This is a genomic window from Coriobacteriia bacterium, assembly GCA_003149935.1.
Lineage (GTDB): Bacteria > Actinomycetota > Coriobacteriia > Coriobacteriales > QAMH01 > QAMH01.
Genome location: QAMH01000007.1, coordinates 41,798 through 59,502 on the forward strand (window position 1 = coordinate 41,798; position 17,705 = coordinate 59,502).

The window sequence follows — 17,705 nt, forward strand, 5'->3', positions numbered from 1 at the left end:
CAGGGGTTGCCACGGGGCGATGTCGAAAGACTGTCCGCATGATGCCACGGGCATCTGCCCGCGCGACTGCATCAACACCATATGCGATTGCTCCTGGTACGAGCGTGCCAGCGCCATGGAAATGCTCGATGCCTATGACGTCGACTTCAGCGTGGCTCGCAAGGAGAACTGCCACAACTGCCGCTTCTTCCTCTCACGGGCTCCCAAGATTGCATAGCGAGAGCGAGGCCGCCGGGGCGGGTTTGTCTTGACGGAAATTAACGCTTAATGAGACAGTGTCTCTGAGCAGCTGTCTCATTTGCCTGGTCAGCGTGCCCTCTCATACCAATTGCATGAGCAATCTCGTGCGTTTGCGTACCAAATGCGTCCGATTTGGGGCAGACGGCATGAGGCTTGCGCCCTCTTCTTTCATAGGCTCTACCCAGGAGCCGTAGCCGACGGGGCATCGTCGGCAAAGGAGAGGAGGGCTTGTCATGAGCCAAAGAGTCGAAGTGGCCGAACACGGCACATCCCCCGAAGAGATAATCAAAACGCCACGGTACGCGTGGGTGATTCTCGCGATCACGTACTTTGCAAGCATCACCGCACCCCTGGGGCAATTCAAGGTCACGGCGATTGCCGGGGAGATCATCGGCGCTTACGGCCTGAATTACGCGTCGTTTGGCATGCTGATGACTTGCCTTGCGATCATTGGTGCGATCCTCGCGTTTCCAGCCGCGTTTATCTGCCGCAAGATTGGCCTCAAGGCAACCTGCATCCTCGCGATGAGCTGCATCATCGTCGGAGGATTGGTCGAGGTGGCCACTGGATCAATGATCCTTCTCTACCTTGGCCGTTTTATCGAGGGTGTTGGGCTGGGCCTCATCGGTGTGGCCTCGCCGACAATCATATCGTTGTGGTTTCCGGAGAAGACTCGTGGCCTTGCCCTGGGCGTGTGGTGCACGTGGGTACCCATGGCCATCACGATCGACTTCAACGTCGCGCCGGCCATGGCCCAGGCAATGGGCTGGCAGTCGGTCTTCTATGGCGTCGTGATCATCACGGCCATCGCGCTTGTGCTGTTCATCGCGTTCTATCGTCAGCCAGTGGGAAAGAGCAATATCGCCAACTATGGCGTCGAGGGGAGCATGAGCGATTGCTTCAAGTACCTCAAGAACAAGTACATCTGGATACTCGGCTTGACCTTCTTGGTGTTTAACTTCATCCAGGGCGGTGTCGTGAACACCTACTACCCTACGTATCTTTCCTCGATGGGGTTTGATGCGGGCACGGCAGGATTCATGACCTCGATCATCACGCTCATCGGCTTCATCATGAACCCGCTGTCGGGCGCGTGGTCTGATCGCTTGCCGATCAACAAGAAGTTCATCCTCGTAGCCCTGTTTGCCGCGACGAGCTTCGTCGGCTTCATCGTGGGCTTTCCGGAGACCATGGGGCCGTTTAGCATGGTGGGCATCTGGTTCTTCATCGTGCTCATGGGCTTTTCCGCGGCCTTTGGCGGCGGCGGAAGCCGTCCCCTCGCACCGACGATCCTGTCGAGCTCGGCCATGGCAGCGACGCTCGGCATGGCGGTCATGCAGTTCACGCAGTGCTTTGGTCAGATGCTTGCTCCCGTCTATGGCGCCTGCCTCGATGCCGGCCTTGGCTGGGTAGGCACGGCCTGGGTGACGGTCATCCCGCTTTCCGTCGTCGCGCTCATCCTCGCGTTCTTCATCAAGCCCGGCGGTAAGACCGCGCCAGGCGAACCTGATGAGGACAAGCCCGTTCGATAGGACTCGCGCAAACCGCACGCCAACTCCGTGCTCCCGACGCCTGCGAGTGGCTCGGGGGCACGTTGAGGCGCGGGGAGAGGAGAGCATGCGATGAGCGAGCATCGTCGCGGAACGCGTTGCAGCGTCTGCGTCTTCTGCGGGCGCTGCTTCGTGGATGGAGAGGCGGAGCAGGTAGACGCCGTCAGCCATGCGACCAATTGGGCTGACGCCTTCAAGGAGATGGATGACGGCAGTGCCGGTGCGCCACCTCCCATTCCAGGTGCTCCTGGCGAATGCGATGCCGTGACAGGTGCCACGCCCGGAGTCGCCACTGCATGCAAAGAGCTGGGTCTCGACGATATGGCGAACCTTGCCGGCAAGCTTGGCATCAAGCCGCCCGGGCAAGCCTGACGGGGGGTCTTCCAGACCGCTCGCTTGCCTTCTCGAAATAGGGGGTGTCGAATGTTTGCGGACTTGCTCTCACACCCGACTCGCGAAAAGCGTGATGCCGCTGCGGCGACGCAAAGCTAGTCCCTTTAGGGAAACTCGCGCACAAAGATCGTGCGCTCAGACAGTCCTCGCAAGATCGCATCACGCTTATCACGAGTCTGTTCGAGATGTCCGCAAACATTCGACACTCCCGCTCAGAGCCTCATACCAACGTACTGAGTGCCCGTCATCCCGTCACGTCAGTTAGCTGATTCTCAGCTACTAACGCTCATGACGCGAAGGCCCCTCGCGCACGTGACCTAACTTGTCAGGCACTCGAGTCCGTTTCGTCGATGCGAAATCGCCGCAGCGCAGGATGCAAGCCCTGGCGTCTGCACGGCGGGCCTAGAGAGGAAGCCTCGAGGATCGCAGTTTGGACATGGATCGAGCGAGAGAAGAGAAGGAGGAATCATGTCTGAAGCAGATGTGGTCGAGTATCACTGGAGCGAGACCAACGGCAAGAAGTATCGCCGTGGCAGCAGGCAATTCAAGAAAGTTGATGTCGGCATCGAGCCGACGCCTGCAGCAGAGACTCCAAAAGTCCCATGGAAATGGGAAGAGGATGGCATGACCGTCATCCGCGGTACCGCACGTTCGGCACCTGGTTGCCACAACGTCTGCGGCATCCTGAGCTACATCAAGGATGGCAAGCTCGTCAAGGTCGAGGGCGATCCGGAAGACCCGTACAACCAGGGCCGCCTATGCAGCCGCTGCCTGTGCATCCCGGACTACGTCTATCACGAGGACAGGCTGCTCTACCCGATGAAGCGCAAGCGCGAGGATCGTGGCAAGGACAAGTTCGAGCGCATCACCTGGGACGAGGCCTACGACATCATCGTCGAGAACTTCAAGAAGGTTGCCGACGAATATGGTGCTGACAAGATCGCCTGCTGCCAGGGCACCGGCCGTGACATCCATCAAATCACCCGCGTAAACGCAACCTGCGGCTCGCCCAACGAGGGCGTGCCCTATTTTGCTGGTAACTCCTGCTACCTGCCGCGCATCGCATCCATGGCTTGCATGCTGGGCGATCCCTGCGTCATGGACTGCTCGCAGTTCCTACCCAAGCGCTACGACGACCCGCGCTACGTGGTGCCCGAGTACTGCATCATCTGGGGCCATCAGCCCTTCTACGCAAACGCCGACGGCTTCTACGGCCACTGGATCACCGACCTGATGAAGCGCGGCATGAAGGTCGCGGTCGTCGATCCCAAGCTCACCTGGATCGCCGCGAAGGCCGGCGAGGACTGGCTGCGCGTGCGTCCCGGTGGCGACGGTGCGCTGGCCATGGCCATGCTCAAGGTCATCTGCGACGAGAAGCTCTACGACCAGGACTTCTGCGACAAGTGGGTCTACGGCCTCGAGGCCGTGTGCGAGCGCGTCGCCGAGATGGACCTCGACGAGCTGTGCGAGAGGGCCTGGGTCTCCAAGGAGGACGTGCAGCGTGTCGCGCGCCGCTACGCCGCCGCCAAGCCTGCCGCCATCCAGTGGGGCGTCGCCCTCGACCAGCAGACCGGTGGCCAGCAGGCCGCGCACGCCGTGACGGCGCTGTGGTGCATCACCGGCAATCTGGACATCCCCGGTGGCAACGTCATCGGCCAGGCATGCTGGGGCATCGAGCAGCCCAACTGGACGGGCACCTGGGGCTATGACGAGCTTCTGACCGAGGAGGAAGCTGCCAAGCGCATCGGTGTCGAGCGTTACCCGATGTTCGCCGTCGGCTTCAAGAACCTCTCGTCCAATGCGACGATCGAGGCCTGGCAACGCGGCGAGGTGCCCATCCACGCGGCGTACTTCGCCACCAATAACTTCCTCGCCACCATGGGCGCGCAGGCCGAGCGGCAGCTCGAGTGGTACAAGCAGATCGACTTCTGCGTGTTCCAGGACCTGTTCATGACCCCGACGATGATGGCCCTGGCAGACGTGGTCCTGCCTGCTGCCACCTACGAGGAGCGCAACGGCTTCGGCGGTCTGAACCCGTACCGCATCAGCTGCATCAACAAGGCCATCGAGCCGGTTGGCGAGACCAAGGCCGACAACACCATCTTCCTCGAGCTCGGCAAGCGCCTCGTAAAGGCTCTTCGTCCGCAGAACGAAGACATTGCCTGGCCTTGGGACAGCGTCGAGGAGATGTGGGATTACGCGCTCGAGGACGGCGGCTTCACCTGGGAGGAGCTGCGCGAGGCCACCTGGAAGTACCCCGAGTTCGAGTACCGCAAGTACGAGAAGGGTCTTCTGCGCCCGGACGGCCAGCCTGGTTTCTCCACCGAGACGGGCCGCGCCGAGATCTACTCCATGGTCTTCCACCACACGTCCTGGTCCGGCCTCGACCCGCTGCCGAGCTACGTCGAGCCCGTCGAGAGCCCGTACTCCAACCCGGATGCGCTCAAGGAGCTGCCCTACATCGTCACCTCCGGCGCCCGCGTGCCCCACTTCTTCCACTCCGAGCAGCGCCAGGTCAAGAAGCTGCGCGCGCTGCATCCCGACCCGCTCTGCTACATCCACCCGGAGACCGCTGCCAAGCACGGCATCGAGGAAGGCGACTGGATGTGGCTCGAGAACCAGCACGGCAAGTGCAAGTACAAGGCGAAGTTCGACGAGAACTACGACCCGCGCGTCATGCAGTGCGACCACGGCTGGTGGTTCCCCGAGCGCAAGGACCAGGCCGAGGAGAACGTCGAGGACGAGAAGGCTGGCCTGTTCGGCGTCTTTGAGAGCCAGATTAACAATCTTGTTCCCTTTGATGCGGGTGTGTCCGGCTTCGGGTCCAACTACAAGTCCATGATGTGCCGCATCTACAAGGACGGGGAGACCCCGGCCCCGCTGACGGTCGGTATTCCCGATCCCGGCGCGAAGGATGACCCCACGGCCGACAGCGTGGACATCGACACCGACGACCGTCCCATCGCGTAAGGAGAGGAAAGCGACCATGGCACACGAAGGAATTTTCGTCGACTACAACTACTGCACCGGCTGCGAGGCATGCGTGCTCGCCTGCCAGCAGGAGAAGGGGTACTCCGAGAAGGAGTTTGGCATCACCATCACCCAGCTCGGCCCCCTGGCGATCGACGCGTCGAAGAAGCATTACGACTTCGACTTCATCCCCCAGTTCACCGAGTGGTGCGATCTGTGCGAGAGCCGCACGGCAAAGGGCAAGAAACCGAGCTGCGTACAGCATTGCCAGGCGCAGTGCCTTGACTGGGGCACGGTGGAGGAGCTGGCCGCCAAGATCGATTCGCCCAAGCAGATGATCGTCGCCATCAAGTAGGCATCACATACGGGAATAAGCCGGAAGCACACCCCCAATCCCTCCAAGCTGCGAACCGGCTTTCCATAGCAAACCCCAAGCCCGCCAGCCTGATTTCCTGGCGGGCAAGGGGAAAAACGAAAGGAAGGTAAGACCCATGAGCATGGAAGACATCGTAGAACGTCTCGATCACGTTGACGTGAGGGCTCCTCGCGAGTTCAGCCACACGGTGACGGCTGCCGAGCGTGAGCAGGGCCGCATTGACTGGCGCGTACGCTGCTCCGAGAACATGGAGAAGATGAAGAAGCACATCGTCAACGACATCTACCAGAAGTAAGGCAAGGCGGACGCGCATCGTCGCGTACGCGTATCGAAAAGGAGGAGAAAGAATGGAAGATTTCAAGGTAATCGACGACAACATGCACTTTCTGCCGACGAACTTGTTCACCAACGAGAAGGTCCTGAACGGGTTCCTGTATTCGGCACCCATCACCTTCGGCATCAAGACCTACGTGACCAAGACCCCCGATGGCAAGCATGACCAGGTCGTCGTGGCCACCGAGGACGGCCAGGAGATCCTGAACTACGTCGAGGGCGACTACACTCTCGAGGCCAAGATCCAGGCCATGGACGAGGTCGGCGTCGACATTGCCATGCTGCGCATGCCCGTGTGGCAGGAGTGGTTGCCGCTCGAGATCTGCAAGATCGTGAACGACCAGGCAGCCGACATGTGCAAGAAGTCCGAGGGACGCCTTGTCGCCAACGCCGTCGTACCGCCCTGGGGTCGTCCCGAGGACGTCGACGAGCTCAAGCGCTGCATGAACGACTTGGGCATGGTGGGCGTCCAGCTTGCCTGCGCCTATGGCAACAAGTTCCTCGACGACGACCTGTTCAAGCCATACATGAAGTACATCAACGACCACAAGATTCCGGCCGTCATCCATCACACGCCCGGCCAGAACGTCTTCCAGATGTTCCAGGACTACACGCCGCTGCGCCGCGAGCTCGGCCGCATCACCGTCCAGGCCGTCGCCGTCGGTCGCGAGCTCTACTCCGGCATGTTCGACGAGTTCCCCGACCTCAAGTTCGTTCACACCATGTTCGGTGGCAACTGGTTTGCCCTGCAGAACCTGCTCGCCCCGCACGTCTCGGTGAAGAAGAAGGAGGCCATGAACCGCCTGGCCACCAACATCAGCCGCGAGGATTACTTCCGCTACCTCAAGAACAACATCTACTTCGACTCGACCCATCCCATGAGCTGGTCGAAGGAGGAGCTGGAGTGCGCAGTGCAGGTCTGCGGTGCCGACCACATCCTGCTCGGCTCTTCGTTCCCCGTGTTCTACGAGTGGATGGCCCGCTCCGTGGGTGCTATCAACGCGCTGGACATCGACGAAGAGGATCGCAAGCTCATCCTCGGTGGCAACGCCGCGCGCCTGTTCAACCTGTAAGCGATAGCGCATCGATCCCAAGGAGGGAAAGAAAATGAGCAATCCCAACGCAGTCGCCGCAGCAGATGCCCCGATGAAGACCCCTGGCTATGCCTGGCCGTGCCTCATCGTGTCCCTGCTGTGCGCCGTGAGCATCGTGTTCGCCTGGCAATGGCTGCCCGGCGTGACCTTCCCGGTGTTCTCCGGCTGGGAGGCGGGCATCAACCCGACCTTCCAGGCTCCCATGATGGCCAACGTCATGGGCCTCGTGCCCATCGGCGCCCTCATCATGGCGTTTCCGACGTCCATCCTGGTGCGCAAGTGGGGCCCCAAGATGGCAACGTGCACAGGCATGATCCTGGCAATCATCGGCCAGGTCATCTGCTCGGTTTTCGCCGCCACCGACTTCACGGTGTTCCTCGCCGGCCGCTTCATCCTCGGCCTGGGTCTGTCGACCACCGTCGTCGCCGGCCCGACCTGCGTGTCGGTCTGGTTCCCGCACGGCACCCGTGGCCGCGCCATGGCAATCTGGTCCACCTGGGCCCCCATCGGCATCTTCACCATCAACGCCATCAGCTCGAGCGTGCTCGGCGCCGTTGGCGGTGACATGACGATGTTCCTGTGGATTTGGGCCATCGTTATGGTCGTCATCCTCGTGTTGTTCTTCTTCGTGTTCCGCGAGCCGAAGGGTGACGAGGTGTCCGAGGTCAGCCCCGAGCGCAAGAGCTTCCGCGAGGTCCTGCCCCTGTTCAAGAGCCGCCAGCTATGGTGCCTCATCATCATGTTCGCGATCTTCAACTACATGAACTACGCCTTCAGCCAGTACCTCAAGACCTGGCTGCAGCTTTCCACCAATGCCGGTGGCATGGGTTGGGACGTCGGCATGGCCGGTATCCTCGGCGGCCTCATCTGCGCATGCGGTGCATTGGCCCCGCTCGGTGGCTTCATCCTGGACAAGACTCCCAAGCATCTGAAGTACATCTGCGTCATCGCGGGTATCACGTCGCTGACCATCTGCTGCGCGCTCGCGTTCCATAACAGCGTCCCGATGTTCATCGCCTACGTGCTGTTCTTCTGCATCGGCAACATGTTCCTGAACGGCTGCTGCCGACCCATGGTTCCCAGCTACGTCTTCAAGGGCGGCGCGACGGCCGTCGGTCTGGGACTCTCGTTCCTGACCATCGGCCAGTACATCGGCCAAATCCCGACGAGCTACGTCATGCACAACTTCGTCGATTCCATGGCGTTTGGCATGACCGATCCGATGCTGGCGTTCTGGGCGCTCGTGCCCGTCGGCGTCATCGGCATCCTGTTCAGCCTCGGCATGAAGCCGAGCAAGCCGAAGGCTGGCGAGGGCGCCGGCAAGCCGCAAGGTGCCCCCGAAGGCAAATAGGCTCTGAGCTTGGTTGCGAGGGCGTCGTCTAAAACGATGGCGCCCTTACAAATAAAGGGTACGTACGGATACGAATGTAGAGAGGATCCACCATCATGAAGAATTCTATGAAGAAGCTCGTCACCATCCTCCTGGCAGCGTGCGTTGGTTGCCTGTGCTTTGCCGGTATCGTGGGTTGCTCCTCGGATAACTCCGCCAGCAGCTCGGGTAGCGCGTCCGCCTCGAAGTCCGACCCGACCAAGGCCGAGGGCGATGCTCGCTACTATGCGGGCGAGTGGGTTTCCAAGTCCGAGATCGTTCCCGGTCAGGGCGAGGTTCCCACCGAGCAGTACAAGATCATCATGAATGCCGATGGCACGTTTGACGTGCAGGACAACGGCGCGTCCATCCTCACCGGAACGTGGGAGGCCCAGTCTGCGACGGCTGGTACTGCCAAGACCTCTGATGGACAGGATGTCCGTCTCGAGATCGCCGGCGGCTCGAAGCTCATCTTCGATGGTAGCCAGTCAGGTGTGAAGAAGATCATCTGCGTGCGCTAGTCCGCAAAGATCAACATCGACCCCATCGCCCGCAGAGGATCCGTACCCTTCCTCTGCGGGCATTCCTATTGTGGGTACCGAGACGACAGACGAGGGATCGGAGGTAGCGCCATGGGACTCTTCACGAAGGAATGTGCCGTCTGCGGACGCGAGAGCCTCGGAATCAACTGCGCTCCGCTGGGCGAAGGCCGGTTCCTGTGCGCCGCATGCGACCGCACCGTGCGCCGGTACGTGAAGGAGAGCACCAGACGCACGTTCGCACCGCCCGCCCGCGCGTTCGAGCTCGCCACGCTCAAGGCCATCGTTGCAGGTGAGGAGCCGCCTCTCGAGCTGCCTGGCGATGACGCTGTCGACGATGCTTTCGTCGCCACCGGCGCTGTGGGTACCTTCGCGCGCTACAACGACCGCACGCGCGAGCTTCTTATCTGTCCCATACGCGATGTCACGGGCATGGAGGTCTACGAGGCGGGCCAGGTCATCGCCTATGACGACATTGCCTCACTCGAGGTCCTTGATGACGACGCGCCCATCGCATCCAAGCCCCAGGGTCACTGCTCGAGCCTCGTGGTCAGGCTCGTCTTGAGCGATGGTTCGCAGCAAGACGTCCCGTTTATCTCCACCCCTCAAAACCGCAAGGGCTTTGCCTACGCGCACACGTTGGAGCAGGCCCGCTTCCTCGCGACGCATCTCGATGAGATGCGCTGACGATTCAAGCATATGACTCTTTTAAGACATTGCTGTTCCTGTGTTTGGCTGGTAAACTTCTATGTAACATATGTTACATAGAAGTTTGGACATTGCATGAATTACCGCATCAAAGAGGATATCGAACTAACCCGTTATCTTCTTGGGTGCAGTCTTGAGGAATTATCAGAGGGCATAGGTGTCAGTCGCATGACCTTGCATCGTTGGAACGTGGGTCGGGTTGTGCCGTCAGAGTCTGCCTTGAGCTCGTTTTATGAATATGCTTTCAGTCGGGGCGTTCGGTTGAATCAGATCAAGGCTCAGCTCTATCGGGAAGACGTGCGCACACCCCAAACGCTCCTGTTTCATGGTTCTAAATCTGGCATAGAAGGCAATCTTCGTCTTGATGCGTCTCGTCGTAATACCGATTTTGGCCAGGGGTTCTATTGTGGCGAGACGTTGGATCAGGCTGCCATGTTTGTCTCTGACTTTGATAGAGCATGCCTCTATATGATTTACCTCGACTCATCAGATATGACGGAGAAACGTTTTGTCGTCGATCAAGATTGGATGCTCACCATTGCGCTGTTCCGGGGACGGCTTTCAGAATATGCCGGCCATCCGCGCTTGATTGAATTGATGAAACGGGTGGATAACGCCGACATCATCGTAGCTCCCATTGCCGATAATCGCATGTACGAGGTAATCGATAGCTTCATCGCGGGTGAGATAACCGATGAACAGTGTCGTCACTGTCTTTCGGCAACCGATTTGGGAAATCAATATGTGCTTCGAAGCAAACAGGCACTCGAACACGTCCTCGTAATGGAGAAGTGCTTTCTATGTCCTTCCGAAAAACGGCAATACATGGCGCGAAGAGAGGAATCATCTTCAAATGGCATAGCCAAAGCCAAAGCCGCTCGTCGCCAGTATCGTGGGCAGGGACTTTACATCGACGAGGTGTTCTCGTGAACGCGCCGAATGAAATGCTCACTACTGCCTGTCGCTACCAAGGACAACTTTTCGTGAAATCTCTTGAGAGTTGCACATGTAGTTCCGCTGTCTTCATACGTCGATTCATGAATTCTGCAGTATGTGATCATCTCGATCGAACTCTTCCGTGGGGGTCTCCTCCTTCTCATGACGAAGTCTTTCGTGATCTCGAAGAGGACTATGGTCCAAGCAACTATGGGAGCATCCGGTACACGGAAGAGGAGCTGTATTGGATGGGTTACTTGCTTCGGTTCTGGTCTCTTACTCGTGATGTTTCAAGCAAAAGCATCTACAAGATAGTGGGAGGACGCGAGCTCGCTGGGCTCTATCCCATCTACCACGGTCTCGACCCTGATGTTGCTGTCGAACGCATTCTGGAATCGAGAGGCATCGCTTTGGAAGAGGATTCCATTAGCCGCGGTGTGAGAGAACTGCGGCATATTCGTGATACGTGCACTTTCGAATATGCTGTTATGCGCTTGTCTGACCTCCAGGACAATAACAACATGACAAATCCCAAACAACGTCTCTGACCTGCACCTTCGACCTCTCATACCAATAGGCTGAGGGGCGTTTTCAGTCATATGAGCCTAAGGGCCGTCACGAAACTTTCCTAGATTTGCAGAGGACGCAGAAAAGGAGATGCGCCCACGTCCCGTGGCCCACGCTCATTGGCGCCCGGTACAGAGAGGGGGAAGGGCGCGCGCATTTTGCGCCGATGGTGCCACAGCCATCGAATTAGGAGGAGACTATGTCAGAGTCAACCTCGAAGCTTGACGTGAGTGAGGTCGTAAAAGACCAGACCGAGTTCATGTCCTCCGAACTTCCCACTCCGCGTTATGCGTGGGTGGCCCTCTTCGCCACCTGGCTCATTTCCATCGCCATCCCCATGGCGTGGTTCGCCCTGCCGGGCGTCGCGAGCCGCCTCATTCCCTGGATGGTAGCGAGCTGGGTCATCCCCGGACAGATGACCCTCGATCCGGGTGCGGCCTTCGGCTTCCTCATGAACGCCATTGCCTGGACGGCGATTATCGTTGCCATTCCCACGGGCTGGATTATTCGTCGCATCGGCCCCAAGCCGACGCTCATCATCTCCGGGATCATCACGGCGCTCGGTATGGCCGGCGTCGCTCTGTTCTTCAACACGAGCTACGAGATGTTCCTCACTTTCCGCGTCATCACCGGTATTGGCGTGGGCATGTGCTCGGTTACCGGTCCCACGGCAGTTTCGCTGTGGTTCTCGAACAAGCACCGCTTCATGGCGGTTGCCATCTGGTCCACGTGGGTGCCGGTTGGCATGCTGTTCATCAACAACGTTTCGCCTGCGCTGACCTCGTCCATGGCGGGCGTCGATGACATCGCCGGCTTTTTGATGAACCCGGCGAACATGGCCGTCGCCACGAGCCAGTTCCAGACGGTATGGTGGCTCATCACCGCCATCATCGTCGTCGCGCTCATCGTGTTCATCGTGCTGTATCGCCTGCCCTCCATCGAGAAGGGCGAGGTGTCCGAGATTTCCATCGAGCGCCTCGACTACAAGAGCGCGCTGCCATTCCTGAAGAACCGCCAGTTCGTGGGCCTGCTCATCGCCTGGATGCTCTTCGAGTTCGTGAACTTCGCGTTCACCACCTACGACGAGGCCTTCCTCACCGCCCAGTTCCCCGAGATGTGGGTGGGTATGGAATGGATGCCTGCGTTCCTCATGACCTGCGGAAACGCCTGCGGCATTCTCGCGCCCATCGGCGGGTGGATTTCGGACAAGCTGCCGTGGACCAAGAAATGGATCATCATCTTCGCAGGCTGCTTCTGCCTGCTTCTTGCCGTCGTGTTCGGCTGGAAGGTCGGAGCCTTCTACTTCTTCGGCTTCTACCTGCTGTTCCACATCGTGGGCAATGTTCTGCTTGTGGGATCCGTACGTCCGATGGTGCCCTTCCTCGTGGGACGTGGCGGCCAGACAGCCGTTGCGGTTGGCCTGTCCATCCTCACCGTCTTCCAGTTTGGCGGCGAGTGCCTCGAGACCTTCGTGTCCTATGCTATCGGCGCGTTTGCTTCGATGGATGCTTCCGCAATAGGACACGTCGCCGTACCGCCCGAGGCCTTCCAGATGACCACCTGGGCTGTCATGTTGCCCATTATCGTCATCGGTACGGCGTTTGCTCTGCTCACGAGGCCGTCTAAGGCCGAGCGCGAGGCGGCAAAAACGCCAACGCCCGATTGGCAGCCTGGCGAGATCGACGTGCCCGTTGACGGGACTGAGGTCGCCGAAGTACCCACGCAGGTCAACGAGGTCATCGTGGCAGAAGAGGAAGTCGATACGGACGATGCGCCGACATCGCAGTCATAGCGTTATCGTCTTCGTCTGATTTTGCGTTTCGAGGGGTCGTCCAAATTGGACGGCCCCTTTGCCTGCGCCCATCCGATGGGGCTATAATCCTGATTAGAGGGGCTACGCTTGGCTATTGCCCTATGTGGGTTTACCCACCTGTTGGCAGAAGCATTGCAATGGGCACCACGCAAATCAAGCGCGCGGGGGATAAAAAAATGAAGAGCGTCAAGAGAGCGGATGCGATATCCGCCGTCGAGTTGCTGGGCCTCATGGGGTTTGCCTTCCTTTTGGCCTGGATGTTCGTTTCCTTTTTCTGGCTGTTCCGGGATTTTCCACCTGATGTGCCCCTTGCGGCGCGCGATATGAGCCAGCTGGCCATCTTCGCTGGCATGCCTGTGGGCTACGTGCTCATGCACCTGCTCGGGCGCATGCCGCGCTTCAACCTGTTCTCGATCATCACCACGGGCGTTGAGCTGGTATGTGGCCTGTCGCTTCCCATCGTTGCCTTTGCCATCTACCAGAACGTTCATGTGCCTTTGCTGGTGGTGTGTATCACCAACTTCCTGGGAGGCGCCACCTCGGCCTTGCTCACGGTGTCGTGGCTCGATGTGCTAAGTCGCCTGCGTACTACCTTGTATGGCCGCTTCACAGGCCTCGCCTTCGTGGGCGGCTCCCTGTTGTTTGCCTTGGCGACGCTCGCACCCGACGCCATGCAGCCGATTTTCTCGTTTGCCTATTTGCTGTTCAGCATCTGCTTGCTCATCTTCGCGACCCAAAACGCCGACGGCAATGACGAACGCGCGCCGCTTGAGTCGACGGAGGATACGACATGGCGTTTCACCAAGGAGATCGAGCCGTCGTTCTTCGTGTTCGGTATCGTGTTTGCGCTTAACTTCGTGTTCCTGTTCAACAACGGTACCGAAGCTCTACTACCGGGCTTGCTTGCCGTTATTCCCGGCGCCTTACTCGTGGCGCTTATGGCCATATGCGGAAAGCAGGTCGATATCACGGTCGTGCAGCGCTGGCTTTTGGTGATTACCGTGCTCAGTTGTCTTCTCATGCCCTTCTCGGACGGGGTCCTGCAATTGGGGTGCGCATGCCTGGTGGTGGCCGCATGGGCCGCCTTCAAGACGACCAACTACGCGTTTGTCGTGCGCAAAAGCACGCTTACGCGCAGCACGCCGCTGTTCAGACAGGCACCCATGCGCCTATTCGTCTCGTCGTTTGGATTTGCGCTTGGCTGGGGCATTGCCGCGGTGATCACGAGTGTCTCGGGCGCGCATTCCGAGCCTTTCACGATCGTGCGACTCGCCATGGTGTTCGTGCTTGTCGTGGTCGTCATGGCGTTCTTCCCCATCGGACGGCATCACCTCGCTGACGGCACCTCGCGAGACGAGAGTGCCCTGAACGGTGACAAGGTCGTTGTCCAGATGGACGAGAGCGAGCTATTCGAGGAGCGTTGCCAAGCTATCGTGAAGCTTTACCAGCTCTCTCCGCGTGAGGCGGACATCCTCGCGTACCTTGCCAAGGGACGTAACGCCGCATGGATCCAGGAGGAGCTGACGATCTCTCCCCATACGGTCAAGAGTCACATCTACAACATCTATCGCAAGCTCGACATCCATTCCCAGCAAAAGCTCATGAGCTTCGTCGAGGAGTTTCCCCTCGACCTCTGATGAGACAACGTCTCTGAGCAACTGTCTCATCCCCCTGGTCAGAGCCTCATACCAACATACTGAAACCGGCAATTGCATACTCGTTTGGCTATGGCGAATCCCCCCTGGATGCTTTCATGGCTCCAACACCATAAGGGAGGTGGGCATCGTCGAGGAAGATACTCCGATGCCCGGATGAACCGACACGCCCCTGGGCACCCATCGTCTCCCTGATGGAATCGGCATCGCGCGCGGGCGTGATGCCAGAGATGGAGAGGAGGAGCTATGGAAGAATTCGAGATGGACGGCAAGAAGGCTGCCCAGCACGAGGATTCGGAATGGCACTTCAGCGGCAAGAATGATCCCAATGCAGTGGATCGCAAAGAGGAAGTAGTCCTCGAGAAGGATCGCGACGACATCGGCACCACCAAGGAGGAGAACCAGTTCAACTTCGGTGCTGGCGAGCGTCCCGAGATGCAGGACTGGAAGCATCCCGGCGAATGGCAGTACATGGAAGACGGTATGCTCGTCACGCGTACCTCGGTATGGTCGGCCCCCGGCTGCCACGAGGGCTGTGGCGTGCTCGTGTACTCCGACCCGGAGACCGGTCGCTTCATCAAGTGCGAGGGCGACCCGGACGATCCGTACAACCGCGGCGCACTGTGCCCGCGCTGCCTGGCCTTCAAGCAGGTCGAGTTCCATCCCGACCGTATCCTGTATCCCATGAAGCGCGCCGGAGAGCGCGGCGAGAACAAGTGGGAGCGCATCTCCTGGGACGAGGCCCTCGAGACGTGCTACAAGGAGTTCCGTCGCATCGCCATGACCTACGGTGGCGATTCCATCCACTGCCTGCGCGGTACCGCCCGTGACAATCAGTGGCAGGTCGGCCGCATGGCCAACACCATGGGCAGCCCCAACGAGTATGGTTTCCTGTCCGGCACCGCATGCTATCTGCCGCGCCTGTCGCTCATGATCATGACCTATGGTGGCATGCTCATCGCCGACTTTGCGCAGTTCTCCGCCCTTCGCTATGACGACCCCGAGTGGGTGTGCCCCGAGTGCACCATCGTCTGGGGCTGCAACCCCACCATCTCGAACCCCGACTTCTTCATGGGTCACTGGGTGACGGATGCCATGAAGCTCGGTTGCAAGCTCATCTCCGTCGAACCTCGCGTAACCTGGCTTGCGGCTCACGCCGACATCCATCTGCAGCTGCGTCCCGGCACCGACACCGCCCTGGCTCTGGGTATGATCAAGGTCATCGTTGACGAGGACCTCTACGATCACGACTTTGTCGATCGTTGGACCTACGGCTTTGACGAGCTTGCCGCTCGCGCCCAGGAGCTCTCCCTCGACGAGGTCGAGAAAATGACGTGGGTTCCCAAGCAGAAGATCATCGACGCCGCCCGCATGTTCGCGAATGCGCATCCCGCCAACGTTGTCTGGGGCCTTGCTGTTGACATGCAGTCTCAGGGCACGCCCTGCGCCGCCGCCATCGCCGCGCTCTGGACCATCACCGGCAACCTCGATGTGCCTGGTGGCATGTGCTACACCGCCGCTCCCATGGGCGTCGACCAGCCCTCCGCTGGTGCGTGGGGCATCTACGACCTCATCGACGAGGAGACGCAGAAGAAGCGCGTCGGTTGGAAAGAGTACCCGATGTATCGCTACGGCCTCACCCAGGCCATGCCCGACATGTGCCTCGAGGTGTGCGAGGAAGGCGGCGTGAAGGGCGTCTGGATCCAGACCTCCAACGGCATCGCCTGCATGAGCTGCGAGACCGAGCGCTGGTACAAGGCCATGAAGAAGCCCGAGTTCATCGCCGCATGCGACGTGTTCATGACGCCGATGATCCAGAGCTGCGCCGACATCGTCCTTCCCGTCCAGACCTGGGCCGAGAAGCATTCCGTCCGCGCGCACTACTACTTCCTATCCGCTATCACCGGTGGTTGCGCCGCCGAGGGCGAGGCGCTCTCCGACTGCGAGATCAATCGTCGCCTGGCACAGTACTTCGACAACGACGACGAGTTCAACAAGGCGATCAACCGTCCCGAGGGCAAGCAGCACACTTGGCCCTGGAAGACCGAGGACGAGGTCTACGACGAAATCGTCAAGCCTTCCGGCTTCACCTTCCACGAGCTCATGGAGCAGGGACCCGTCTACCAGAAGTACGTCTACAAGAAGTACGAGAAGGGCCTCATGCGCCCCGATGGACAGCCTGGTTTCAACACGCCGACCGGCCGTATCGAGTTCTACTCGACGCTGTTCCAGGCCTACGGCTACGATCCGCTGCCCTATATCGAGGAGCCCGGTATCGGTCCCGTATCCACGCCGGATCTCTACGAGGAGTATCCGCTCATCATGATCACGGGCGCCCGTACCACCTCGTTCTTCCATTCCGAGCATCGCCAGATCCCGTATCTGCGCCAGCTCACGCCCGACCCGTGGGTGCAAATCAACCCCAAGACCGCTGCCGAGCACAACATCTCGGAAGGCGACTGGGTCTGGATCGAGAACCATCGTGGTCGCTGCCGTCAGCGCGCCCGCGTCACCTACGAGGTTTCCGAGAAGGAGATCGCGGCCCAGCACGGCTGGTGGTTCCCCGAGCAAGACGGTGCCGAGCCTAACCTCTACGGTTTCCGCCAGTCCAACATCAACCAGCTTCTTGCCAACAAACCGGGACGCACGGGCTTTGGTGCCGACCTGAAGTGCACGCTGTGCAAGATCTATCGTTGCAGTGAGGAGGACCTGTAATGTCTAGGAACGGAATACTTGTCGACTACCAGTACTGCACCGGTTGCTATTCCTGCGAGGTCGCCTGCCAGTCCGAGCATGAGCTGCCGCTCGAGCAATGGGGTGTCAAGGTCATGCAGAACGGCCCGTGGCCCATCCGCGAGGCAGACGGCACGCCGACCGACCAATACGTGTACGACTTCATCCCGTCGTTCACGAGGATTTGCGACCTGTGCGCAGACCGCCGCGCCCACGGCAAGCTCCCGAGCTGCGTGTTCCACTGCCAGGCAAAGTGCATGGAGTTCGGACCCGTGGACGAGCTCGCGAAGAAGCTCGACGAGAAACCCGAGCAGTATCTCTGGGTTCCTCCCTGCTCCAAGTAGCAGTCAGCCAGGGGAGGGGACGTGACCACCGCGTCCCCTCTCTACTCCACTTGCTTTGTCGCGACCGCCCCTCTGTCATTTCAAG

The 17,705-nt window shown here is 59.7% G+C and carries 16 protein-coding genes; all 16 read left to right on the plus strand.

The window, feature by feature from the left end; genetic code table 11:
• Positions 1 to 19: 19 nt before the first annotated feature.
• The 16 genes from DBY20_06090 (at position 20) to DBY20_06165 (ending at position 17,620) form a co-directional block, all read left to right on the plus strand.
• A complete protein-coding gene (locus DBY20_06090; GenBank protein PWL78431.1) occupies positions 20 to 217 on the plus strand; it encodes a hypothetical protein in 198 nt (65 codons plus the stop codon).
• Between the two features lie 256 nt (positions 218 to 473).
• Complete coding sequence (locus DBY20_06095) at positions 474 to 1,772, plus strand: hypothetical protein (protein ID PWL78432.1); 1,299 nt, start codon at positions 474 to 476, stop codon at positions 1,770 to 1,772.
• Positions 1,773 to 1,862: 90 nt separating this feature from the next.
• Positions 1,863 to 2,162, plus strand: coding sequence for a hypothetical protein (locus DBY20_06100; GenBank protein ID PWL78433.1), 300 nt, complete (start codon positions 1,863 to 1,865; stop codon positions 2,160 to 2,162).
• Between the two features lie 489 nt (positions 2,163 to 2,651).
• Positions 2,652 to 5,153, plus strand: a complete 2,502-nt coding sequence (locus DBY20_06105) for a dehydrogenase (GenBank protein PWL78434.1) — start codon at positions 2,652 to 2,654, stop codon at positions 5,151 to 5,153.
• 16 nt (positions 5,154 to 5,169) lie between these two features.
• Positions 5,170 to 5,508, plus strand: coding sequence for an oxidoreductase (locus DBY20_06110; protein PWL78435.1), 339 nt, complete (start codon positions 5,170 to 5,172; stop codon positions 5,506 to 5,508).
• A gap of 136 nt (positions 5,509 to 5,644) precedes the next feature.
• Positions 5,645 to 5,824, plus strand: a complete 180-nt coding sequence (locus DBY20_06115; protein ID PWL78436.1) for a hypothetical protein — start codon at positions 5,645 to 5,647, stop codon at positions 5,822 to 5,824.
• Positions 5,825 to 5,876: 52 nt separating this feature from the next.
• On the plus strand, positions 5,877 to 6,935 hold the full coding sequence (locus DBY20_06120; protein PWL78437.1) for a hydrolase: 1,059 nt from the start codon (positions 5,877 to 5,879) through the stop codon (positions 6,933 to 6,935).
• Positions 6,936 to 6,969: 34 nt separating this feature from the next.
• A complete protein-coding gene (locus tag DBY20_06125) occupies positions 6,970 to 8,307 on the plus strand; it encodes a hypothetical protein (protein PWL78438.1) in 1,338 nt (445 codons plus the stop codon).
• A gap of 107 nt (positions 8,308 to 8,414) precedes the next feature.
• Entirely contained in the window at positions 8,415 to 8,846 is a 432-nt protein-coding gene (locus tag DBY20_06130) for a hypothetical protein (protein ID PWL78439.1), read from the plus strand.
• Between the two features lie 111 nt (positions 8,847 to 8,957).
• Positions 8,958 to 9,551 (plus strand): hypothetical protein, encoded by a 594-nt coding sequence (locus DBY20_06135; GenBank protein ID PWL78440.1) that lies wholly within the window; start codon positions 8,958 to 8,960, stop codon positions 9,549 to 9,551.
• Positions 9,552 to 9,647: 96 nt separating this feature from the next.
• Positions 9,648 to 10,502 carry a hypothetical protein gene (locus tag DBY20_06140; protein ID PWL78441.1) on the plus strand — a complete coding sequence of 285 codons (855 nt, stop codon included), beginning with the start codon at positions 9,648 to 9,650 and terminating at the stop codon, positions 10,500 to 10,502.
• A 254-nt stretch (positions 10,503 to 10,756) separates the two neighbouring features.
• Positions 10,757 to 11,056 (plus strand): hypothetical protein, encoded by a 300-nt coding sequence (locus DBY20_06145; GenBank protein ID PWL78442.1) that lies wholly within the window; start codon positions 10,757 to 10,759, stop codon positions 11,054 to 11,056.
• Between the two features lie 218 nt (positions 11,057 to 11,274).
• On the plus strand, positions 11,275 to 12,867 hold the full coding sequence (locus DBY20_06150) for a hypothetical protein (protein ID PWL78443.1): 1,593 nt from the start codon (positions 11,275 to 11,277) through the stop codon (positions 12,865 to 12,867).
• Positions 12,868 to 12,989: 122 nt separating this feature from the next.
• A complete protein-coding gene (locus tag DBY20_06155; protein PWL78444.1) occupies positions 12,990 to 14,525 on the plus strand; it encodes a hypothetical protein in 1,536 nt (511 codons plus the stop codon).
• Between the two features lie 264 nt (positions 14,526 to 14,789).
• Positions 14,790 to 17,258: a dehydrogenase gene (locus DBY20_06160; protein PWL78445.1), complete on the plus strand. Its 2,469-nt coding sequence runs from the start codon at positions 14,790 to 14,792 to the stop codon at positions 17,256 to 17,258.
• On the plus strand, positions 17,258 to 17,620 hold the full coding sequence (locus DBY20_06165) for an oxidoreductase (protein ID PWL78446.1): 363 nt from the start codon (positions 17,258 to 17,260) through the stop codon (positions 17,618 to 17,620). Before DBY20_06160 ends, DBY20_06165 begins: the two co-directional genes overlap by 1 nt.
• Positions 17,621 to 17,705: the final 85 nt, after the last annotated feature.

What these genes read in the sequence shown, in the direction of transcription:
- DBY20_06090 (PWL78431.1), top strand. Translation starts at nt 20, where the DNA reads ATGTCGAAAGACTGTCCGCATGATGCCACGGGCATCTGCCCGCGCGAC.
- DBY20_06110 (PWL78435.1), top strand. Translation starts at nt 5,170, where the DNA reads ATGGCACACGAAGGAATTTTCGTCGACTACAACTACTGCACCGGCTGC.
- DBY20_06155 (PWL78444.1), top strand. Translation starts at nt 12,990, where the DNA reads ATGTGGGTTTACCCACCTGTTGGCAGAAGCATTGCAATGGGCACCACG.
- DBY20_06125 (PWL78438.1), top strand. Translation starts at nt 6,970, where the DNA reads ATGAGCAATCCCAACGCAGTCGCCGCAGCAGATGCCCCGATGAAGACC.
- DBY20_06105 (PWL78434.1), top strand. Translation starts at nt 2,652, where the DNA reads ATGTCTGAAGCAGATGTGGTCGAGTATCACTGGAGCGAGACCAACGGC.
- DBY20_06100 (PWL78433.1), top strand. Translation starts at nt 1,863, where the DNA reads ATGAGCGAGCATCGTCGCGGAACGCGTTGCAGCGTCTGCGTCTTCTGC.
- DBY20_06160 (PWL78445.1), top strand. Translation starts at nt 14,790, where the DNA reads ATGGAAGAATTCGAGATGGACGGCAAGAAGGCTGCCCAGCACGAGGAT.
- DBY20_06165 (PWL78446.1), top strand. Translation starts at nt 17,258, where the DNA reads ATGTCTAGGAACGGAATACTTGTCGACTACCAGTACTGCACCGGTTGC.
- DBY20_06135 (PWL78440.1), top strand. Translation starts at nt 8,958, where the DNA reads ATGGGACTCTTCACGAAGGAATGTGCCGTCTGCGGACGCGAGAGCCTC.
- DBY20_06095 (PWL78432.1), top strand. Translation starts at nt 474, where the DNA reads ATGAGCCAAAGAGTCGAAGTGGCCGAACACGGCACATCCCCCGAAGAG.
- DBY20_06115 (PWL78436.1), top strand. Translation starts at nt 5,645, where the DNA reads ATGAGCATGGAAGACATCGTAGAACGTCTCGATCACGTTGACGTGAGG.
- DBY20_06120 (PWL78437.1), top strand. Translation starts at nt 5,877, where the DNA reads ATGGAAGATTTCAAGGTAATCGACGACAACATGCACTTTCTGCCGACG.
- DBY20_06130 (PWL78439.1), top strand. Translation starts at nt 8,415, where the DNA reads ATGAAGAAGCTCGTCACCATCCTCCTGGCAGCGTGCGTTGGTTGCCTG.
- DBY20_06140 (PWL78441.1), top strand. Translation starts at nt 9,648, where the DNA reads ATGAATTACCGCATCAAAGAGGATATCGAACTAACCCGTTATCTTCTT.
- DBY20_06150 (PWL78443.1), top strand. Translation starts at nt 11,275, where the DNA reads ATGTCAGAGTCAACCTCGAAGCTTGACGTGAGTGAGGTCGTAAAAGAC.
- DBY20_06145 (PWL78442.1), top strand. Translation starts at nt 10,757, where the DNA reads ATGGGTTACTTGCTTCGGTTCTGGTCTCTTACTCGTGATGTTTCAAGC.